Origin of the sequence: Allocoprococcus comes (assembly GCF_013300725.1) — a bacterium.
Taxonomy (GTDB): Bacteria; Bacillota; Clostridia; order Lachnospirales; family Lachnospiraceae; genus Allocoprococcus; species Allocoprococcus comes_A.
This window is the reverse complement of the sequence record NZ_JAAIMM010000015.1, coordinates 44583-62663: the sequence shown is the minus strand read 5'-3', so window position 1 is coordinate 62663 and position 18081 is coordinate 44583. Positions and strand designations below refer to the sequence as shown.

Here is an 18081-nt window from a genome sequence, read left to right as displayed (position 1 = left end):
GGCATAGAAGGTGAGACAATGACGCTTGAAGAGAAAATAGCGCATTTGCAGGAAACGGTCATGACTGAAGCCCGTTCTGAAGGAAATGCGATCATTGACAATCACAAAAAAGCGCTTGAATCTTTATTTGAAAAACATAAAAAAGAAGCAACTGCCCAGTCTGAGGTCCGCATCAAATCCGAGACCTTAAGAGCCAGAAGACAGGTAAATCAGGCCGCTGCCAAAGCTGAAACGGAGCTGAAAAGAGCGCTTGGCAAAACACAGAATGAATTAAAGGTCCGGCTTTTCGATGAAGTAAAGGAGCTTCTGACTGATTTTACACAAACCGATGAATACATGGATTATCTTTGCAGCAAGATCAGTGAAGCCGCACGCTTTGCCGACGGCGAGGAGATGACCATTTATATTTCTCCTTCTGATAAGGAGAAACAGACAGAACTGGAAAAACGTACCGGCATGGCGATCACCATCAGTGAATATGATTTCATGGGCGGTATGCGCGCTGTAATCCGAGGCCGTAATATTCTGATCGATCACAGTTTCCAGGCTGCAGTCGATCACGAATATCATCAGTTCAGTTTTGCAGCAGGAGGTGCAGGAATTGAATAAGACAGCAACTATTTATGGAATAAACGGTCCGGTCATCTATCTGAAGGGTGACACCGGATTCATGATGTCGGAAATGGTCTATGTGGGAAAGGAAAAGTTGGTTGGCGAAGTCATTTCCCTAGACAAAGACATCACGACTGTTCAGGTCTATGAAGAGACTTCCGGGCTGAAACCGGGAGAGATCGTAGAGGCTTCTGGAAGCCCGGTATCTGTAACTCTGGCACCTGGAATCCTGAACAATATTTTTGACGGAATCGAACGCCCGCTTGAGCAGATCGCAAATGTGGGCGGCGGTGCATTTATCACCCGTGGTGTCAGCGTTGATTCGCTTGACCGCGACAAATTATGGAATACCCACATCACCGTGGCCAAAGGAGATTACCTTCACGGCGGAGATATTATAGCGGAGGTTCCGGAGACCAGTGCGATCGTACACAAATGCATGGTTCCGCCGGATGTGGAAGGTGAAGTAATCTGCTGTGCATCGGACGGCGAATACCGGATCGAAGATACACTTGTCACTCTGCGGCTTTCCGATGGAACAGAAAAACAGCTCAACATGATACAGCACTGGCCGATCCGTAAGGCGCGCCCGACAAGCTACCGTTTCCCGGCAAGTGTCCCTCTGATCACCGGACAGCGTATCCTGGATACCATGTTCCCGATCGCAAAGGGCGGAACTGCAGCAATCCCAGGCGGATTCGGTACCGGAAAAACCATGACTCAGCACCAGATCGCCAAATGGTCTGACGCCGATATCATCATCTACATCGGCTGTGGCGAGCGTGGAAATGAAATGACACAGGTGCTGGAGGAGTTTTCAGAGCTTGTGGATCCAAAGAGCGGCAATCCTCTGATGGACAGAACCACTCTGATTGCCAATACCTCCAACATGCCTGTAGCTGCCCGTGAAGCAAGTATTTACACCGGACTTACACTGGCTGAATATTACCGTGACATGGGTTATGACGTAGCGATCATGGCTGACTCTACTTCCCGCTGGGCTGAAGCCTTACGTGAGCTTTCCGGCCGTCTGGAAGAGATGCCGGCAGAAGAAGGTTTCCCGGCTTACCTCGCCAGCCGTCTGTCTGCTTTTTACGAGCGCGCAGGCATGATGCATAACTTAAATGGCAGTGACGGATCCGTGACCATTATCGGCGCCGTATCACCGCAGGGAGGCGATTTCTCCGAGCCGGTCACACAGAACACCAAACGTTTCGTCCGCTGCTTCTGGGGACTTGATAAGAGCCTTGCCTACGCAAGACATTTCCCGGCGATCCACTGGCTGACCAGCTACAGTGAATATCTGACCGACCTCGCAGCCTGGTACCACGACAATGTATCACCGAAATTCGTTGACTACCGCAACCGCATCATGGCACTTCTGAATCAGGAGAGCAGCCTGATGGAAATCGTAAAGCTGATCGGAAGTGATGTACTTCCGGACGATCAGAAGCTGGTTCTGGAAATCGCAAGAGTCATCCGTCTCGGATTTTTACAGCAGAATGCATTCCACAAGGATGATACCTGTGTCTCTCTGCAGAAGCAGTACAAAATGATGGAGATCATTTTATATTTATACAAACGCTGCCGCGAACTGGTAGCCATGAATATGCCAATGTCTGTCCTCAAAGAGGAAAATATTTTTGAACGTGTCATTTCGATCAAATATGATGTCCCGAATGACAATCTCCAGCTCCTTGACCAGTACATGGCAGACATTGATGCTTTCCATGACCGTATCATGGAAAAGAACGCGTAAGGAGGGAAAATAAAAATGGCAATTGAATATTTAGGCCTCAGCAGCATTAACGGCCCTCTGATCGCGCTGGAAGGCGTTCAGGACGCTTTTTATGATGAGATCGTAGATTTTGTCGTAAACGGCAAAGAACACAAAATGGGACGTATTGTGGAGGTCTACGAAGACAAAGCAATCATCCAGGTATTTGAAGGCACAGAAAATATGTCCCTTAACAATACCCACACCAGACTTACCGGACATCCGATGGAGATCGGTCTGTCCGAAGAAATGCTTGGAAGAACCTTTAACGGAATCGGAGAACCGATTGACGACCTTGGACCGATCACGATTGAAGAGGTGCGGGATGTCAACGGACTTCCGTTAAATCCGGTCAGACGTGAATACCCTCGTAACTATATCCGTACCGGAATTTCTGCGATTGACGGACTGACCACACTGATCCGCGGACAGAAGCTGCCGATCTTTTCCGGCAACGGTCTTCCGCACGACCAGCTTGCCGCACAGATCGTAAAGCAGGCTTCCCTGGGCGGCGGCACCAATGAAGATTTCGCCATCGTATTCGCCGCAATGGGTGTCAAGCATGACGTAGCTGATTTCTTCCGCAGAACCTTCGAGGAGAGCGGTGTTGCAAACCATGTGGCAATGTTCCTGAACCTTGCCAACGATCCGGTCGTAGAACGTCTGATCACCCCGAAGGTTGCGCTGACCGCCGCTGAATACCTTGCATTTGAGAAAAATATGCACATTCTGGTCATTCTTACCGATATGACTTCCTTTGCCGAAGCCATGCGTGAGGTTTCTTCTTCCAAAGGAGAAATCCCAAGCCGTAAAGGATATCCGGGATATCTGTACAGTGAACTTGCCACCTTATATGAGCGTGCAGGAATCGTAGAAGGAGTAAATGGTTCTGTCACACAGCTCCCGATCCTGACCATGCCAAATGATGACATTACCCATCCGATCCCTGACCTGACCGGTTATATCACCGAAGGACAGATCGTACTTGACCGGAATCTTCACGGACAGGCGATCTACCCGCCGATCAGCGTTCTTCCGTCCCTGTCCCGTCTGATGAAAGACGGTATCGGAAAAGGCTATACCAGGGAAGACCACCAGGATTTGGCAAACCAGCTTTTCTCTGCATATGCTAAAGTAGGAGAGGCCCGGAATCTTGCTTCCGTTATCGGAGAAGACGAACTTTCTCCAATTGACAAGAAATACCTGGAATTCGGAAAGGCATTCGAGGAGCGTTATATCGGCCAGGGACCGAACGAAAACCGTACCATCGAAGAAACCCTGGATCTTGGCTGGGAACTGCTTAGAATCCTTCCAAAAGAAGAGCTTGACCGTGTCGATACCAAGATTCTTGACGTATACTACAAAGGCTAAGGAGGGGAGTCTATGGATCCACGTTCATTTCCCACCAAGGGAAATCTGATACTTGCGAAAAATTCACTGACACTTGCCAGACAGGGATATGAGCTGATGGACAAGAAGCGGAACATTCTGATCCGCGAGCTGATGGGCTTAATCGACGAAGCAAAGGATATTCAGGAAGAAATCGATAAAACCTTCACCTATGCCTATCAGTGCCTTCAGAGGGCGAATATCGAGCACGGGATCAGTACAGTAGAAGAACTTGCCTATACAGTTCCGATCGAGGATTCTATCCGCATCCAGACGCGAAGCATTATGGGAACAGAAATCCCGAAAGTGAAGTACGAAAAAGAAAATACCAGACCAACCTATGCATTCAGTACTTCCAGAGAATCCATCGATATTGCCCGTGATGCATTCTGCCGTGTAAAGGAGCTGACACTCAAGCTTTCTGAGGTAGAAAATGCAGCATACAGACTGGCTTCAAGTATCAAAAAGACACAGAAAAGGGCAAATGCCCTGAAAAATATTACAATTCCGATGTATGACAATCTCGTATATACGATTACAAATGCACTGGAAGAGAAGGAACGGGAAGAATTTACCCGACTGAAAGTGATCAAACGAATGAAAAACAAATAATATTTCTGAAAAAATCATAAAATATAGAAAATATATTGACAATACACCCATTTTGTTATATAACTTATAGAACAAACAGAATCACGAAAGTAATGACTTTTACAAATCGGGGGGTGAGCATATGACTTTTTGGAAAGTATCCGACACCAGAATGAACTGCCTTATCACAGAAGCAGAGATTGCCGCACTTGGCTACTCACTGGAAGATCTGACACAGGACAGAGAGCGTACCGAAGAATTTTTGAATCTTCTTCTCAACAAAGGGAAAGAAGTTCTCGGACTTAACACCGACAATGGAATCCAGGGATTTTACGGTGCATTTCTTCCTGACCGGAGCCTGATGCTGTCGATCTCCTGCCAGACTGAGAATTCTCCGGAATCCGTCCAAAAAGATGGTTCTGAAACTTCCGGTATGCTGATCGAGCCTGACAGCAGTGAGAAAGAGACCATTCGCTGGCAGATTCTCTTTCCAAGTCTGGATAATGCAATCGACTTCTGCAAGATCCTCGGATGCGGCCAGGCATCAGAAAGCCGTCTGTATAAAGATGACGGTGTCTACTATCTGATGGTAGACTTCCCAAATACGGAAGACGGCAATAAAAAGGCTCAGCGCATCGTATCCGCCGGTGAATTCGGTGGCATGGTCGAAAAAGATGCAATTTCTGAAGCTTATCTGAATGAACACGAAAAATGCCTCCTGAACAAGGATGCGATCGATATTTTATGCAAGATGTAGTAGAAGGGGACTGAAACAGTCCCCTTTTTAGTACACGAAATAAATTTTTCTTTATTTTTCCACAGATCCAGTAGCTTTCCACAAATGAAATAAACGATTACTTTTACACATGCATCCGTCTGTAGAAACAAATCCAAAAAAGAGCACCGTCCCCGATGCTGATCCATCAAAAACAGTGCTGATACTGCGCCTTCAGGGATTCGAACCCTGGACAAATAGATTAAGAGTCTACTGCTCTACCAACTGAGCTAAAAGCGCATGCATTATTCGGTTTTCCGTAACGCAAGATTTATTATATAAGACAGCCATAAAAAATGCAAGCTTTTTTTTCATAAATTTTAAAATTTTTTAAAAAATATATTTTTTTGCTGAAAAAGAATGTGCCTTGGCACATATAAAAAGATCATGTGTACCGTCCGAAATTCGAACACATGATCTTTTTGTGTACCTTTTAGGGTGGCTTTTTTCTTATCTTACATAAATTTACTGATATATCCCTGTACAAAGATAAATAATACAATCAGTGGCAGGATATAGCTTACATAAAATTTCGCCCATTTCGGGAATTTCACTCCTTCTCCGGTATCCGCTTCTTTCATGAAGTTCTTCCATCCCCATCCATAACGGCTTGTACAGAACAGAAGATAGACCAGACTTCCAAGTGGAAGCAGGTTGTTACTTACCAGGAAATCCTCCAGATCCAGTACTCCGGAACCTTTTCCGAACGGCATAAATCCACTCCATACATTAAATCCGAGAACACAAGGCATGGAAAGTACCGCTACAACCACGATATTGACGATTACAGCCTTTTTCCGGCTGCATCCGGTCAAATCAATGGCAAAGGATAAAATGTTCTCAAAAACGGCGATTACGGTTGATGCCGCAGCAAAAATCATAAATAAGAAGAATAAGGCTCCCCAGATTCTTCCGCCTGCCATGGAATTAAATACATTCGGAAGTGTGATAAAGATCAGGCTCGGGCCTTCTCCCGGATCCACCCCATATGCGAAGCATGACGGGAAAATGATCAGACCTGCGATCAAAGCAACAAATGTATCCAGAAGTGTTACCAGGACTGCTTCTCCTGTAAGACTGCGGGATTTGTCGATATAGCTTCCGAAAATAGCAATTGCGCCGATTCCAAGGCTTAATGTGAAGAAAGCCTGCCCCATAGCGGCAAAAATCGTGTCAAATAAGCCATATTCCACGACTTTGTGGAAATCCGGTGCCAGGTAGAAGCTAAGCCCCTCAGAAGCCCCATCAAGCGTTACAGAACGTGCTGCAAGAATCACCATCAGTGCAAGCAGAAGCAGCATCATAACCTTCGTGATCTTTTCCACTCCATTTTGAAGCCCCATTCCACAAATCGCAAAACATCCAACAACAACAATGATCATAAAGAAAGTCATTGTTCCAGGTTTTGCAAGCATATCGTAAAACACACCTACAACAGCGGCAGTATCCTTTCCCTCAAATTCACCAGTCATCATCTTGATGAAATACTGGACCATCCAGCCTGCAATAGTGGTGTAGAACATCATCAGCAGATAGTTTCCGGCCATAGCTCCATACTTATACCAATGCCATTTCGTTCCTTTTGGCTCCAGACGGTCAAAGGAAAGCGCCGCACTTACTTTACTGGCTCTTCCGACAGAAAATTCCATTACCATGATCGGAAGTCCAAGGATCAGTAAAAATGCAAGGTAAATAAGAACAAACGCTGCTCCACCATATTTTCCTACAATATAAGGAAAACGCCAGACATTACCAAGACCGATCGCACATCCTGCAGAAATGAGGATGAATCCGAGTCTTGAAGAAAACTTTTCTCGTTGCATAAAAAAATCCTCTCATTCTATTAAATTGTGGATAACTTGTCGAAATGACACTTATCCCCATTTTTCGACAAGTATGTGGATAACTTTTTCCAGAATATCCACAGAGGAATTATACTGAATTATCGGGAAATTGTCCATGATTGTTTATATTTTCATTGGCGAAGCCACCTGATAATTTTAATTTTCCCCTTTTTAGTACACGAAATCGCCAGATGTGTACCTTTTGGGGTAAAAATTTGCATGTATATATATATTAAAGATAACAACAGCTTATTAAAATTCCTTTGTTTATATTAGGAGGGCTGAAAAAGCCCGTGGTTGAGGCATTTCGAGGCATATTTTGTGTACGGAAAAGGGGAAGGTTGTTTACTTCAGAGGGCAAAGAGGTGTACATATATGGGGGTTGTTGTTTACTTTGCAGGGTTACGCAGTGTACTTGAAGGGTTGGCGATTTTACCTTTTCTGTACACAAGTGTCGAAAAAATTTAAAAAAAGGCTTTACAAGAGTGGTGTTCTTGTATATAATCAACCTAGACGTACCGTTTTGGTACACATTTTTTATCAAAAAAGGTACCTTAATGGTACACGAAAAGAACAATACACACCTTAAACGTACACAAAACGTAAAAAAAGACAGAAACCCCATTTTATGGGGTACTTTTTAGGGGAGGGTGTTCCTTTTTGGTACACAAATCCCCAATATAAAGGGGTTGGTTACCCCGAATGGTACACAATAAGGGATTATATGGGGTGTAGAGGGGATTTTAACACACCTCAAAAGTACACAATAATACAGAAGAAAACAATTAAGGGGTATGAGCGATGAAGGAAACACAGAAAAAACCAAAAGAGAAACAACTGCTGGACCGGGATACGGTCTCCCGTTCCAATGTGCTGATCGAAAGTAAATCCAGTACATCATTATTTGAAAGAAAGCTTCTTAATATTGCAATTGCAAAAGCATATGTAGAAGATGGAGAGTTGATTGCGAAGGTTTCCACAAAGGACGTTAAGAATTACCTTCATATAACAGGAAACTCCATCTATTCCCGTCTGAAGGAAGTTTCCAAAGAGACATTGGGACATGTAGTAAGTATCGAGGACGACGAAAAAGAGAACTTCATCATGTTCAATGTAGTGAATAAATGTGAATATAGAGATGGTGTGTTTACGACCAGATTTACTAAAGAGATGAAACCTCATATCTATAACCTGAAAAAAGACTATACCCGTATGAGTCTTGATGTATTGTGCTCTTTTAAATCCCTGTTTACAACCCGTGTTTACGAAATCCTGAGAACCCAGTATTATCGTTTTGACAGGGAACAGTGTGACCAGCTGATCGTACCGAGACCGCCGAAGAATCCATACACGATCGCAGAGCTTAAATTTACACTGAATGTAGTTGATGCAAATGCATCTAAAGCAGTAAAACGTCTTGTTGAGCAGGGACGTTTTGAAGAAGCGCTTGCAGAGATTAAGGATGCACCGTTTGAGGACTGGCGTAATTTCCGTAGAAAAGTACTTGAAGTTGCGAAAAAAGAGCTGGAAGAATCCGAGTATTCCGAGATCTGCTTTGATTATGAACCGGTTAAAAGCGGGAAGGGCGGAAAGGTTACAGGAATCCGTTTCTTTGTGAAGAAGAATCCGAAGTGTATCCATCATTCAGACCTTCAGCGTATGCCATCCGGAGAAGAAGAGGGCGAAGAGATTGCGCCAAATGTACTGGCTGCAAAGAAAACTCCGGTTAATGAAAAACTGATTTTAGAAGTTGCTGATATTTTTGGAAATGAACCGATCACGATCCAGGAGATCAAGGTGCTGCTTCAGGTATCCGATAACCAGCCGGATGTGATCCGGAAAGCTTTTAAGCTGTCACAGGAGCAGGCATACATCAATAATCTGGTTGGATGGCTCAGAAAATGTATCGAAGAAAAGTGGTATGAGAACGAAAAAGTATCCAAGTTCAAAGGAAAGACGCTGGAAGAAGCGCAGATGACGCTGGATCTTTATCAGGAATACATAGAAGAGCGCGAGAAAGTAAAAAAAGAGTAGGGTATTTTTTGCGAAAAGTAGAATTATTACCTGAATGGTACACAAGTTAAGTGGATATATGTGTCCCCGGGATGCTATTTGCAGAGAGGCAGGTAGCATCCCGGGGATTTTGTGTCTTATTTTATGGAAATTGGAAAAGCTAATTTTTGCTTTTTTGAACGAAATAAAAGTTTGCTAAAGTTAAATGATGGAGGAACCGAAGAAGAACATGGAAATAAGAAAACTATTAGATTTTTTAAAGACAGCGGAACAATTGAAATGTAATACCAGACACTCGTATACTTCTACAGGTCGGTTAGAAAGTGTGGCAGAGCACAGTTGGCGGCTGGCGTTGATGGCAATGCTGGTTGGAGATGAATTTCCGGAGCTGGATATGGATAAGGTGATAAAAATGTGCCTGATCCATGACATGGGTGAGGCGATCACCGGAGATATTCCGGCATTTGAAAAGACGGATAAAGACCGAAGGGTTGAGAATAAAAAGGTGGAGCAGCTGACGGATACACTTCCGGAACCGGTCCGTGCAGAATGGAAGACATTATTTGAAGAGATGGAAGCGATGGAGACACAGGAGGCGAGGCTTTATAAATCACTGGATAAGCTGGAGGCGCTGATCCAGCATAATGAGGCGGATATCTCGACATGGATTCCGTTGGAGTATGATCTTCAGATGACGTATGGGAATGAAGAATGTAAGTTTACGGAATATATCCAAAGGCTTCGGGATGAAGTGAGGAAAGATTCCAAGCGGAAGATTGAAGAAATTTAGTTATAAATCGGGGTAACAGGATTCGAACCTGCGACCTCACGGCCCCCAGCCGTGCGCTCTGACCAAGCTGAGCCATACCCCGAAGTGTTATTTCATTATAGTATAAATTATTTTAAATCTCAATCATTGTTTTGATGTGAAGAAATGCAGTTGACAGGTTTCTGGAAAGAGTTCAAAATAACGATATGCAAATATAAATGAGTAAGATGAGGAATAATTATGGAAAATTTAATTTTCAGTCTGAATGCAACGATTCCGATCTTTTTGATGATGTTACTTGGAATGTTATTCAGAAAACTGGGGTGGATGGATGAAGTCTTTGCGGCAAAGATGAACAAGTTTGTATTTTTGGTTCCGCTTCCGGTGTTGTTGTTTGAACAGCTGGCAACGGTGGATTTTTCGGAAGTATGGGATATTAAGTTTATTCTTTTTTGTTTTGTGGTGACGGCGATCAGTATTACGATATCAACTTTGATTTCAATGCTGTGGAAAGACCGGAGCATTAAAGGCGAATTTATACAGGCGACTTACCGGAGCAGTGCGGCGCTTCTTGGTATTGCGTTTATCCAGAATATTTACGGAACTGCGGGAATGGCGCCTCTGATGATCATAGGAAGTGTGCCACTTTATAATGTTATGGCGGTTGTGGTACTTTCATTGTTTAAACCGGGGAATAATTCTTTTGATAAGGCGCTGGTAAAGAAAACGCTGAAGGGGATTGTGACGAATCCGATCATTATTGGGATTGTGGCGGGATTTGTCTGGTCTGCGCTTAAGCTTCCGATGCCATTGATTTTACATAAGACGGTATCAAGTATCGGTGCGACAGCGACGCCGATGGGACTGATGTCGATGGGTGCAACATTTGAGATGAAAAAGGCAACATCGAAGATGAAGCCTACACTTGTTGCTGTGTTTATGAAGCTGGTTGGATTCTGTGCGATATTTCTGCCGGTGGCAGCGATGCTTGGATTTAGAAATGAGCAATTGATTGCGATTCTGGTGATGCTTGGATCCGCTACGACGGTCAGCTGTTTTGTTATGGCAAGGAATATGGGACATGAAGGGACGCTTAGTTCCGGGGTGATTATGATGACGACGTTGCTGAGTGCGTTTACGCTTACGATGTGGCTGGATGTGCTGAGATCGTTTGGGTTGGTGTAGAGTGGAAAAATTTTGACATATTTATGATTGAGTGATAGTATGAATATAGAAAAAGGGTGATACCGATAGACGGTTAGCCCGCTTAACTATTTAGAATATCAAAGATAGTCGCCTAGTTTGCAGACAGGGGCGGCTATTTTTGTGACTTATTATGATCTTTGCCGAATGTGTATCCGGCACAAAAGCAGCTGATGCCAAAGCTTGCAACTGCAATGAAATCCAAAATACTCATTAGCTTAGCCCTCCTTTCCAGTGGATTCCGTTTCAGGTTTCTATGTAATCAGAGGGGGAAGTCCACAGTCCCTCTGGTGAAGGACTAACCGCCTACCGTTATGGTAGCACCCGTGAGTTGAGTATAGCAGTATGCGGGGGAGGTTGCAATTGTGCAAAAGGGAGATTTTGGCGCGGAGAGGCGCGAAGGTGCTGGCGCTGTTCGCTTGGGAGATGGGTGCCAGGGGCGGGGAAGGCGCTGGCGCTGTTCCCCTTGGGAGGATGGTGCGAGGGGGCGGGGAAGGCGCTGGCGCTGTTCCCCTTGGATGGATGTGTGTTGTAGGTAAGAGGAGTTTGTGGGTCGAATGATTTAGGGGAGGAGCAGTGCACCACAGCTCGTGAACCTGGCGGTTCATTCGCTGTGCGAGCTATCGCTCTATCAAAATAAAATAACACCCAAATTTTCATGCGAGCATGAAATTTGGGTGTTTTTTTATTTTGGCACTGCTCTATCTGAGGACAAAGTACTGTTCATACCACAGTAGGAATGAATATACTGTATAAATCTTTCTATGATAATTTCCAACTTTATTCTTATGATCTTCCAGCCATTTCAGCAGTAAGTCCTGATTGAAGAATTCGGATACGAAGTCTTTCTGGAACATTTCTTTTACTTTATTATAGTATTTATCTTCCCGGAGCCATACTCTGAATGGTACGAGGAATCCGAGTTTTTTACGTTTTGCCCAGTCCATTGGGATGTGGGAGAGGGCGGAGATACGGAAGGCTTTTTTGGTTTCCATGCCGTCTACGCAGTATTTGCTGTCGATGCTGCGGGCGAGTTCCCAGACTTTTTTGTCGAGGTATGGTACACGCAGTTCGAGGGAGTGTGCCATGGTCATCTTATCTGCTTTGAGCAGGATGTCGTGTGGCAGCCACAGGTGCATATCGAGGAAGAGCTTTTTATGAAGGTCGTCCTGATCTTTTACCTGGTCGAAGTACGGTTTGGTTACGTCCTGGTAGCGCATCTTGCTCTTGTATGCAGGAGCGAGTACTTCATCTGCTTCTTCGTTGTCCATGATGAATGCCTGTCCGATGTAGGAATCTTCTACGGAAGTTGCATTTCTCTTGAGGAAGTTAAGTCCTCTTTTGTCTGGCTGGTGTTTTGCCCAGTCTCCGAGTTTTTTACGGATAGATGCCGGTACGATCTTGCGGTACATATCACCGGATTTGCTTGGGATATATGTCTCGTATCCACCGAACATCTCATCTGCACCTTCTCCACTTAAGACTACTTTTACATCTTTGGCTGCGAGCTGTGACAGATAGTACAGCGGTACAGCGGAAAGGTTGGCATGTGGTTCATCGGAATGATACTGAACCTCCGGCAGAGCATCGAAGAATTCGTCAGAAGAGATTTCTTTCTTTGCATTGCTCATATGAAGGATATCGCACAGATCCTTGGAGAAGGTTGTCTCATCGAATCCGCCGACTTCAAATCCTACGGAATAGGTCTTCATCGGTTTTACAGTAGATGCGATGTAGCTTGAATCAACACCACCTGAAAGGAAGGATCCTACTTCTACATCAGCAATCTGATGGTAATCAACAGAATCCTGAATTGTCTCACCGATGAGTTTTACTGTCTCGTCAAAGCTGCGGTCTTTCTTTGCATAAGTCGGATCGAAGTATTTTGTTTTCTTAAGTTCTTTTCCATCATAAGTGAAGTATGTTCCCGGTTCCAGTTTGAATACACCTTTGAACATGGTCTCAAGGAGTGGAGTGTACTGGAAGATCAGGTACATCTTGAGGGCATCTTTGTTGACCTCTTTATGGAAATGTGGGTGAGCCAGGAAGGACTTGATCTCAGAACCAAATAAAAGGCTTCCATTCATCTGTGCATAGTAGAATGGTTTGATTCCGAAGTAGTCTCTTGCTCCGAATAAGTTGTGAGTTTCTTTATCGTAAATTACAAATGCGAACATTCCGCGGAGCATAGAAGCAATTTTTTCTCCGTAGGTCTTGTATCCCTGAAGAATAACTTCTGTGTCGGAGTTTGTCCGGAACTGACATCCGTGTTTCTCAATCAGTTCTTTACGGATCTCCTGATAGTTGTAAATTTCTCCGTTAAAAATAATGACATGTTTGCCATCTGCACTGTGAATCGGCTGAGATCCGCCTTCAAGGTCGATGATACTCAGACGGCGGAAGCCAAGGGCTACATAGTCATCAACAAAGCTTCCCTTGCTGTCAGGTCCGCGGTGGGCAATGCGTTCACCCATCTGGTCGATGACTTCTTCTCTATTAAAATCGCCGGCGCCATAATAGCCTGCAAATCCACACATAAATTGCACATCCTTTCTGAATTGATACATATTAAAAATATTATAGTAACTTAATTTTGCCTGTAGATTTATTTATTATACCATAGTCTATATAAGATTAACAAGGGATAAAAAACCGGAAAGGAATATCCAATAAAATCAGTAGGATATTCCTTGCATATTTTTTACAGGTGTTATATAGTGAAAAATGCAGATAAATGCGGAAAAGCCGGCAAAGAAAAGAGGAATCCGGGAAATGGAAAAGGTAAAAACTTTCCTGGCAGATATATCTGATCTGCTTGATGAGAAAAATTATCAAAAAATTTATGAAAAAGTTCCGGTGTTCCGACAGGAAAAAGCAGACCGGCTAAAGCACAGGGAGGATCAGGCTCAAAGCGTGGGTGCATGGTATCTTTGGATGAAGATACAGGAGAGACACCAGATACCGAAGGATGCAGGGCAGTCCTTTAATTTATCACATTCGGGGAAATATGTTCTGTGCAGCGCAGGCGTATCCGGAGAGCGGGTAGGCTGTGACATCGAATGTATGCGAAAATATCATGAAAGGCTGGCAGAAAAATATTTTTGTTCTTCTGAATATGAGAGGATCCGGAATGCAGATGAAGCAGAGCAGACGGAAATGTTCTACCGTTACTGGGTTTTAAAAGAAAGCTTTTTAAAAGCGACGCGCAAAGGCCTTGTGATGGGATTGAATACCAGCGAGATCAGGATTCCGAAGCAGGGAGATCCGGTTTTTTTAAGGCAGCCGGAAGAAATCCGGGAAACTTATTATTTAAAAGAATATCAGACAGATGGAGCAAGGATTGCGGTCTGCTCAACGAATCCGAATTTTGACGAAAATATTTTGGATATGACAGATATTTACAAAAGAGAAATGATTGTGGAACTTAAAGATTGAAAATAAGCCAATGAAACAAGAAGTGGATTGGTTAAGAGTTTACAGGTATTTTATGAGAGAAGAAGGAGAAGAAGATGCTTACACAATTTTCGAGAACAGAACTGCTTCTTGGCAAAGAGGCGATGGATAAACTGAAGAATTCAAGAGTTGCCGTATTTGGAATCGGCGGAGTCGGCGGTTATGTGTGCGAGGCACTGGTGCGAAGCGGAGTCGGTGCATTTGACCTGATCGATGATGACAAGGTATGTCTTACCAACTTAAACCGTCAGATCATTGCAACCAGAAAGACCGTTGGAAAATACAAAACAGATGTTATGAAGGAGAGAATGCTGGAGATTAATCCGGACGTGGATGTGCGAATCCACAAATGCTTCTTCCTTCCGGAAAATGCAGATGAATTTCCGTTTGATGAGTATGATTATGTAGTTGATGCAGTTGATACTGTGACTGCAAAGATTGAGCTTGTCATGAAATCGCAGGCAATGAATGTGCCGATCATCAGCAGTATGGGAGCCGGAAACAAGCTGGATGCAAGTGCATTTAAAGTGGCTGATATCTATAAGACACAGATGTGTCCACTTGCAAAAGTTATGCGCCGGGAGTTAAAGAAGCGTCATGTTAAGAAGCTGAAAGTTGTTTATTCAGAAGAGAAACCGACCAGACCGATCGAGGATATGTCGATCAGCTGCAGAAACCACTGCATCTGTCCGCCGGGAGCAAAGCATAAATGTACGGAGAGAAGAGATATTCCGGGAAGTGTGGCATTTGTGCCATCTGTAGTCGGATTGATTATCGCAGGGGAAGTAGTGAAGGACCTCTGTGCAAAATAAAAATAAAATCGCGGGCGCCCCTGCGGGGCGCATATCAAAGCCAGGCGTTTGCTGTCAGAACTTGCAGCAAACGTCTGGCTTTTTTGTTTTATTCTTTTTTCACAGATTCCCACTAATTTACACACATTTTACTTTTATAATTTCCCTGTAATCATTTAATAAGAGCGAGGGAGGCAGTATGGCAGAGCAAAATGTATTTAAACGGATTGAAAAGAAATATCAACTAAGCCGTGAGCAGTGTGAAGCTTTTCTTGAAAAAGCCGGGAACAGGATCTGTATGGATGAATATGGACTTCATACAATCCACAATATTTACTACGATACAGATAACTACAGGTTGATCCGCAATTCTCTGGAAAAACCGAAATATAAAGAGAAGTTTCGCATTCGTGGTTACGGAGAAGTGAATGAAAACAGCCGGATTTTTTTGGAAATCAAAAAAATATAAGGGCATTGTATACAAACGAAGGCTGGCGCTTCCGGCAGATCAGGCAAAGGCTTATCTCGAAGAAGGAAGAAAGCCTGAGGAGCAGAACCAGATCTTCCGGAAAATCGATTATTTTATAAAGTTCTACCATCCGGTTCCAAGAGTCTATCTGGCTTATGACAGGAGAGGCTATTATGGTATAACAGATTCGGGACTCCGTCTGACGATCGACCAGAATATCCGCAGCAGATACAACGGCAGAGAGTGGGACAAATAAAGAGCAGACAGATGATTCCAGACCGGATCCGGGAAATGGTCCGGGAGGCGGACAGCAGCCAGGACAAATGAGCGGCGGAATGGAGGCTGAAGACCAGGGTGCAACGCTCACGATTAATGGTGGTAACCTTTATGTAAATGCAAATGGTGACGGGTTAGATGCCAACGGAGATATTCTGATCACCGGCGGGAATCTGACGTTGCATGGACCGGAAGATGGAGGCAATGGAACGCTGGATTATGCATCCGAGTGTAAGATTACCGGAGGAACCTTTGCAGCAGTAGGAAGCAACGGTATGATCCAGAATCCAAGTGAAGATTCCGAGCAGCCAGTTATCTGTCAGAGTCTGGATTCACAGGTAGAAAGTGGAACTGTGATTTCCGTAAAAGATGAGGAGGGCAATGTGATCACAGAGATCAAAATCGAGAAAAATGTGCAGTGGTATGCATTCTCTTCTTCGAAATTAAAGGTCGGAAAAACCTATACAATCTGTATCGGAGATCAGGAAACAGAGGTGACTCTGGAGAGTAATTATACAGAGCTTTAAACTTAAAAAATTCTAAACTTGTCGGAAAAGACTGTTTTCTCATGAAGAAATATGTTAAAGTAAGGCTGAAATATGCGTAAAAAGGAACAAACATTAACGAGATGTCGTTTAAGGAAGGAAGAACCATAGACATATGATGAGAGAAGACAGGAAAAGAGCGGAGCAGCGCCAGAAAAAAATGGCGAGGCGCAAGCGGGAAGTACGAAGGATGAAAAGAAAGCTATATAAGGCAGGCATTCTTGCAGCAGCCGGAATTATAGTTTTAGCTGTGATCCTGATGCTTTGTGGAAGCGGCAGTGCAAAGAAATCTGCAAAAAAGACATCCTCTGCCAAGACAAAGACGGAGACAAGTGAAGAGACAGAAACAAAGACACCAGAAGAGATAGAAGCGGAGAAAGTTCAGGAGGTGCTGGATTCTGACCAGTATAAAGACCAGCTGGGCGAATTATATAAGAAAAACCCGGAGACGAAGGAAATCATTTTGAACAGAGAAAAGTATTCCGATGATTTGCTGACATGGCTGTTTGATCATCAGGAAGCACTGCAGTGGGTGATTGATTATCCGGAACAGTCAGCAAGATCAGAGGAAGAACTCAGTTCACAGGGACTTCAGGCAGTTGATCTGAAAGATTACAGAATCCAGAACCATATTCCGGTATATTTCCAGTGGAGCGAAGTATGGGGATATGCATCTTATGGTTCCGAGAATATCGGAATGGGTGGATGCGGACCGACCAGCCTTTCCATGGTGGCGACAGGACTTACGGGTAATACTTCATTTACACCGAAGTATGTGGCAGATATGAGTGTAAATATGGGATATTATGTAGACGATGTTGGAACGGACTGGACACTTATGACTGCAGGAGCTTCAGAGCTTGGAATAAACTCTGCGCAGCTTACCAACTGGTCAGAAGACACTCTCAAATCCGAGCTTTCGGCAGGACATCCGATCATCTGCAGTATGGGACCGGGGGATTTTACAAACCAGGGACATTTTATCGTCCTTTCCGGGCTGACAGAGGATGGGCATGTACTGGTCAATGATCCGAACAGTAAGATCAACAGCCGTAAGAAATGGGATCTGAATACAATTATAAATCAGATGAATGCAGCGTGGTCATTCTGGGTATAAAAATTTGGGAAAAGTGCAGGAGAATTGGAGAAATTCCCTTGCGCTTTTTCTTTATTTATGATATAAATAGATATTGTCGAGAGACAAAATGGGTGGATTCCCGAGTGGCCAAAGGGGACAGACTGTAAATCTGCTGCAATTTGCTTCGGTGGTTCGAATCCACCTCCGCCCATTGATGCGAGGTTGAAAAGACAGTGCAGAGCGCGTATGCTTTTCGCGGAAACCGTTTGAGCATCTCTTGCCGTAGTGGCGGAACTGGCAGACGCCCGGGACTTAAAATCCCGTGGGTAGTGATACCCGTACCGGTTCGATTCCGGTCTACGGCAGTGTTTGAAAAGCAGGAGAAACGTTGAATTTACAGCATTTCTCCTGCTTTTTGTTTAACCGGGATTCTGTTAAATACACACATATATTGTGAGTTGAACAGCGTCAGGTGAGATGCCGGAGATATGGAAGA

The 18081-nt window shown here is 44.1% G+C and carries 14 protein-coding genes, 4 tRNA genes and 1 pseudogene; 15 read left to right on the top strand and 4 right to left on the bottom strand.

From position 1 onward, the window contains the following. The first annotated feature begins 18 nt into the window (after positions 1–18). From G4407_RS09560 to G4407_RS09540, 5 genes are all read left to right on the top strand, one after another. The gene (locus tag G4407_RS09560) at positions 19–609 is read left to right on the top strand and encodes a V-type ATP synthase subunit E (RefSeq protein ID WP_173688714.1); all 591 of its coding nucleotides are present in this window, start codon (positions 19–21) and stop codon (positions 607–609) included. Beyond that, positions 602–2371, top strand: coding sequence for a V-type ATP synthase subunit A (locus G4407_RS09555; protein WP_173688713.1), 1770 nt, complete (start codon positions 602–604; stop codon positions 2369–2371). Before G4407_RS09560 ends, G4407_RS09555 begins: the two co-directional genes overlap by 8 nt. 15 nt (positions 2372–2386) lie before the next feature. After that, the gene (locus G4407_RS09550; protein WP_173688712.1) at positions 2387–3760 is read left to right on the top strand and encodes a V-type ATP synthase subunit B; all 1374 of its coding nucleotides are present in this window, start codon (positions 2387–2389) and stop codon (positions 3758–3760) included. Positions 3761–3772: 12 nt separating this feature from the next. Then, positions 3773–4390, top strand: coding sequence for a V-type ATP synthase subunit D (locus tag G4407_RS09545; RefSeq protein WP_008371109.1), 618 nt, complete (start codon positions 3773–3775; stop codon positions 4388–4390). 121 nt (positions 4391–4511) lie between these two features. After that, a complete protein-coding gene (locus G4407_RS09540; protein WP_173688711.1) occupies positions 4512–5126 on the top strand; it encodes an adaptor protein MecA in 615 nt (204 codons plus the stop codon). Positions 5127–5311: 185 nt separating this feature from the next. Here G4407_RS09540 and G4407_RS09535 read toward each other — a convergent pair. Then, positions 5312–5384, bottom strand: a tRNA-Lys gene (locus G4407_RS09535). A gap of 215 nt (positions 5385–5599) precedes the next feature. Then, a complete protein-coding gene (locus G4407_RS09530; RefSeq protein ID WP_173688710.1) occupies positions 5600–6967 on the bottom strand; it encodes a sodium-dependent transporter in 1368 nt (455 codons plus the stop codon). 822 nt (positions 6968–7789) lie between these two features. On the opposite strand from G4407_RS09530, the gene G4407_RS09525 reads away from it, so the two are divergent. Continuing rightward, positions 7790–9022 carry a replication initiation protein gene (locus G4407_RS09525; protein WP_117558134.1) on the top strand — a complete coding sequence of 411 codons (1233 nt, stop codon included), beginning with the start codon at positions 7790–7792 and terminating at the stop codon, positions 9020–9022. Positions 9023–9230: 208 nt separating this feature from the next. Then, on the top strand, positions 9231–9791 hold the full coding sequence (locus G4407_RS09520) for an HD domain-containing protein (RefSeq protein ID WP_201856671.1): 561 nt from the start codon (positions 9231–9233) through the stop codon (positions 9789–9791). Positions 9792–9798: 7 nt separating this feature from the next. On the opposite strand, the gene G4407_RS09515 is transcribed toward G4407_RS09520, so the two are convergent. Beyond that, positions 9799–9873, bottom strand: a tRNA-Pro gene (locus G4407_RS09515). Positions 9874–10010: 137 nt separating this feature from the next. On the opposite strand from G4407_RS09515, the gene G4407_RS09510 reads away from it, so the two are divergent. After that, positions 10011–10955 (top strand): AEC family transporter, encoded by a 945-nt coding sequence (locus G4407_RS09510; protein ID WP_173688709.1) that lies wholly within the window; start codon positions 10011–10013, stop codon positions 10953–10955. Between the two features lie 719 nt (positions 10956–11674). On the opposite strand, the gene asnB is transcribed toward G4407_RS09510, so the two are convergent. Then, entirely contained in the window at positions 11675–13510 is a 1836-nt protein-coding gene (gene asnB / locus G4407_RS09505; RefSeq protein WP_173688708.1) for an asparagine synthase (glutamine-hydrolyzing), read from the bottom strand. A 235-nt stretch (positions 13511–13745) separates the two neighbouring features. Here asnB and G4407_RS09500 point away from each other — a divergent pair, with 235 nt between their 5' ends. The 7 genes and pseudogenes from G4407_RS09500 (at position 13746) to G4407_RS09465 (ending at position 17950) form a co-directional block, all read left to right on the top strand. Continuing rightward, positions 13746–14408, top strand: coding sequence for a 4'-phosphopantetheinyl transferase family protein (locus tag G4407_RS09500; protein ID WP_173688707.1), 663 nt, complete (start codon positions 13746–13748; stop codon positions 14406–14408). A 74-nt stretch (positions 14409–14482) separates the two neighbouring features. Beyond that, a complete protein-coding gene (locus G4407_RS09495; protein WP_173688706.1) occupies positions 14483–15238 on the top strand; it encodes a tRNA threonylcarbamoyladenosine dehydratase in 756 nt (251 codons plus the stop codon). A gap of 178 nt (positions 15239–15416) precedes the next feature. Further along, a pseudogene (locus tag G4407_RS17175) lies at positions 15417–15942 on the top strand (VTC domain-containing protein). Positions 15943–16009: 67 nt separating this feature from the next. After that, a complete protein-coding gene (locus G4407_RS09480) occupies positions 16010–16489 on the top strand; it encodes a carbohydrate-binding domain-containing protein (RefSeq protein ID WP_173688703.1) in 480 nt (159 codons plus the stop codon). A gap of 208 nt (positions 16490–16697) precedes the next feature. Then, positions 16698–17624: a C39 family peptidase gene (locus G4407_RS09475; RefSeq protein WP_173688702.1), complete on the top strand. Its 927-nt coding sequence runs from the start codon at positions 16698–16700 to the stop codon at positions 17622–17624. Positions 17625–17714: 90 nt separating this feature from the next. Next, positions 17715–17796 (top strand) — tRNA-Tyr (locus tag G4407_RS09470). Between the two features lie 68 nt (positions 17797–17864). After that, a tRNA-Leu gene (locus tag G4407_RS09465) sits at positions 17865–17950 on the top strand. The last annotated feature ends 131 nt before the right edge of the window (positions 17951–18081 follow it).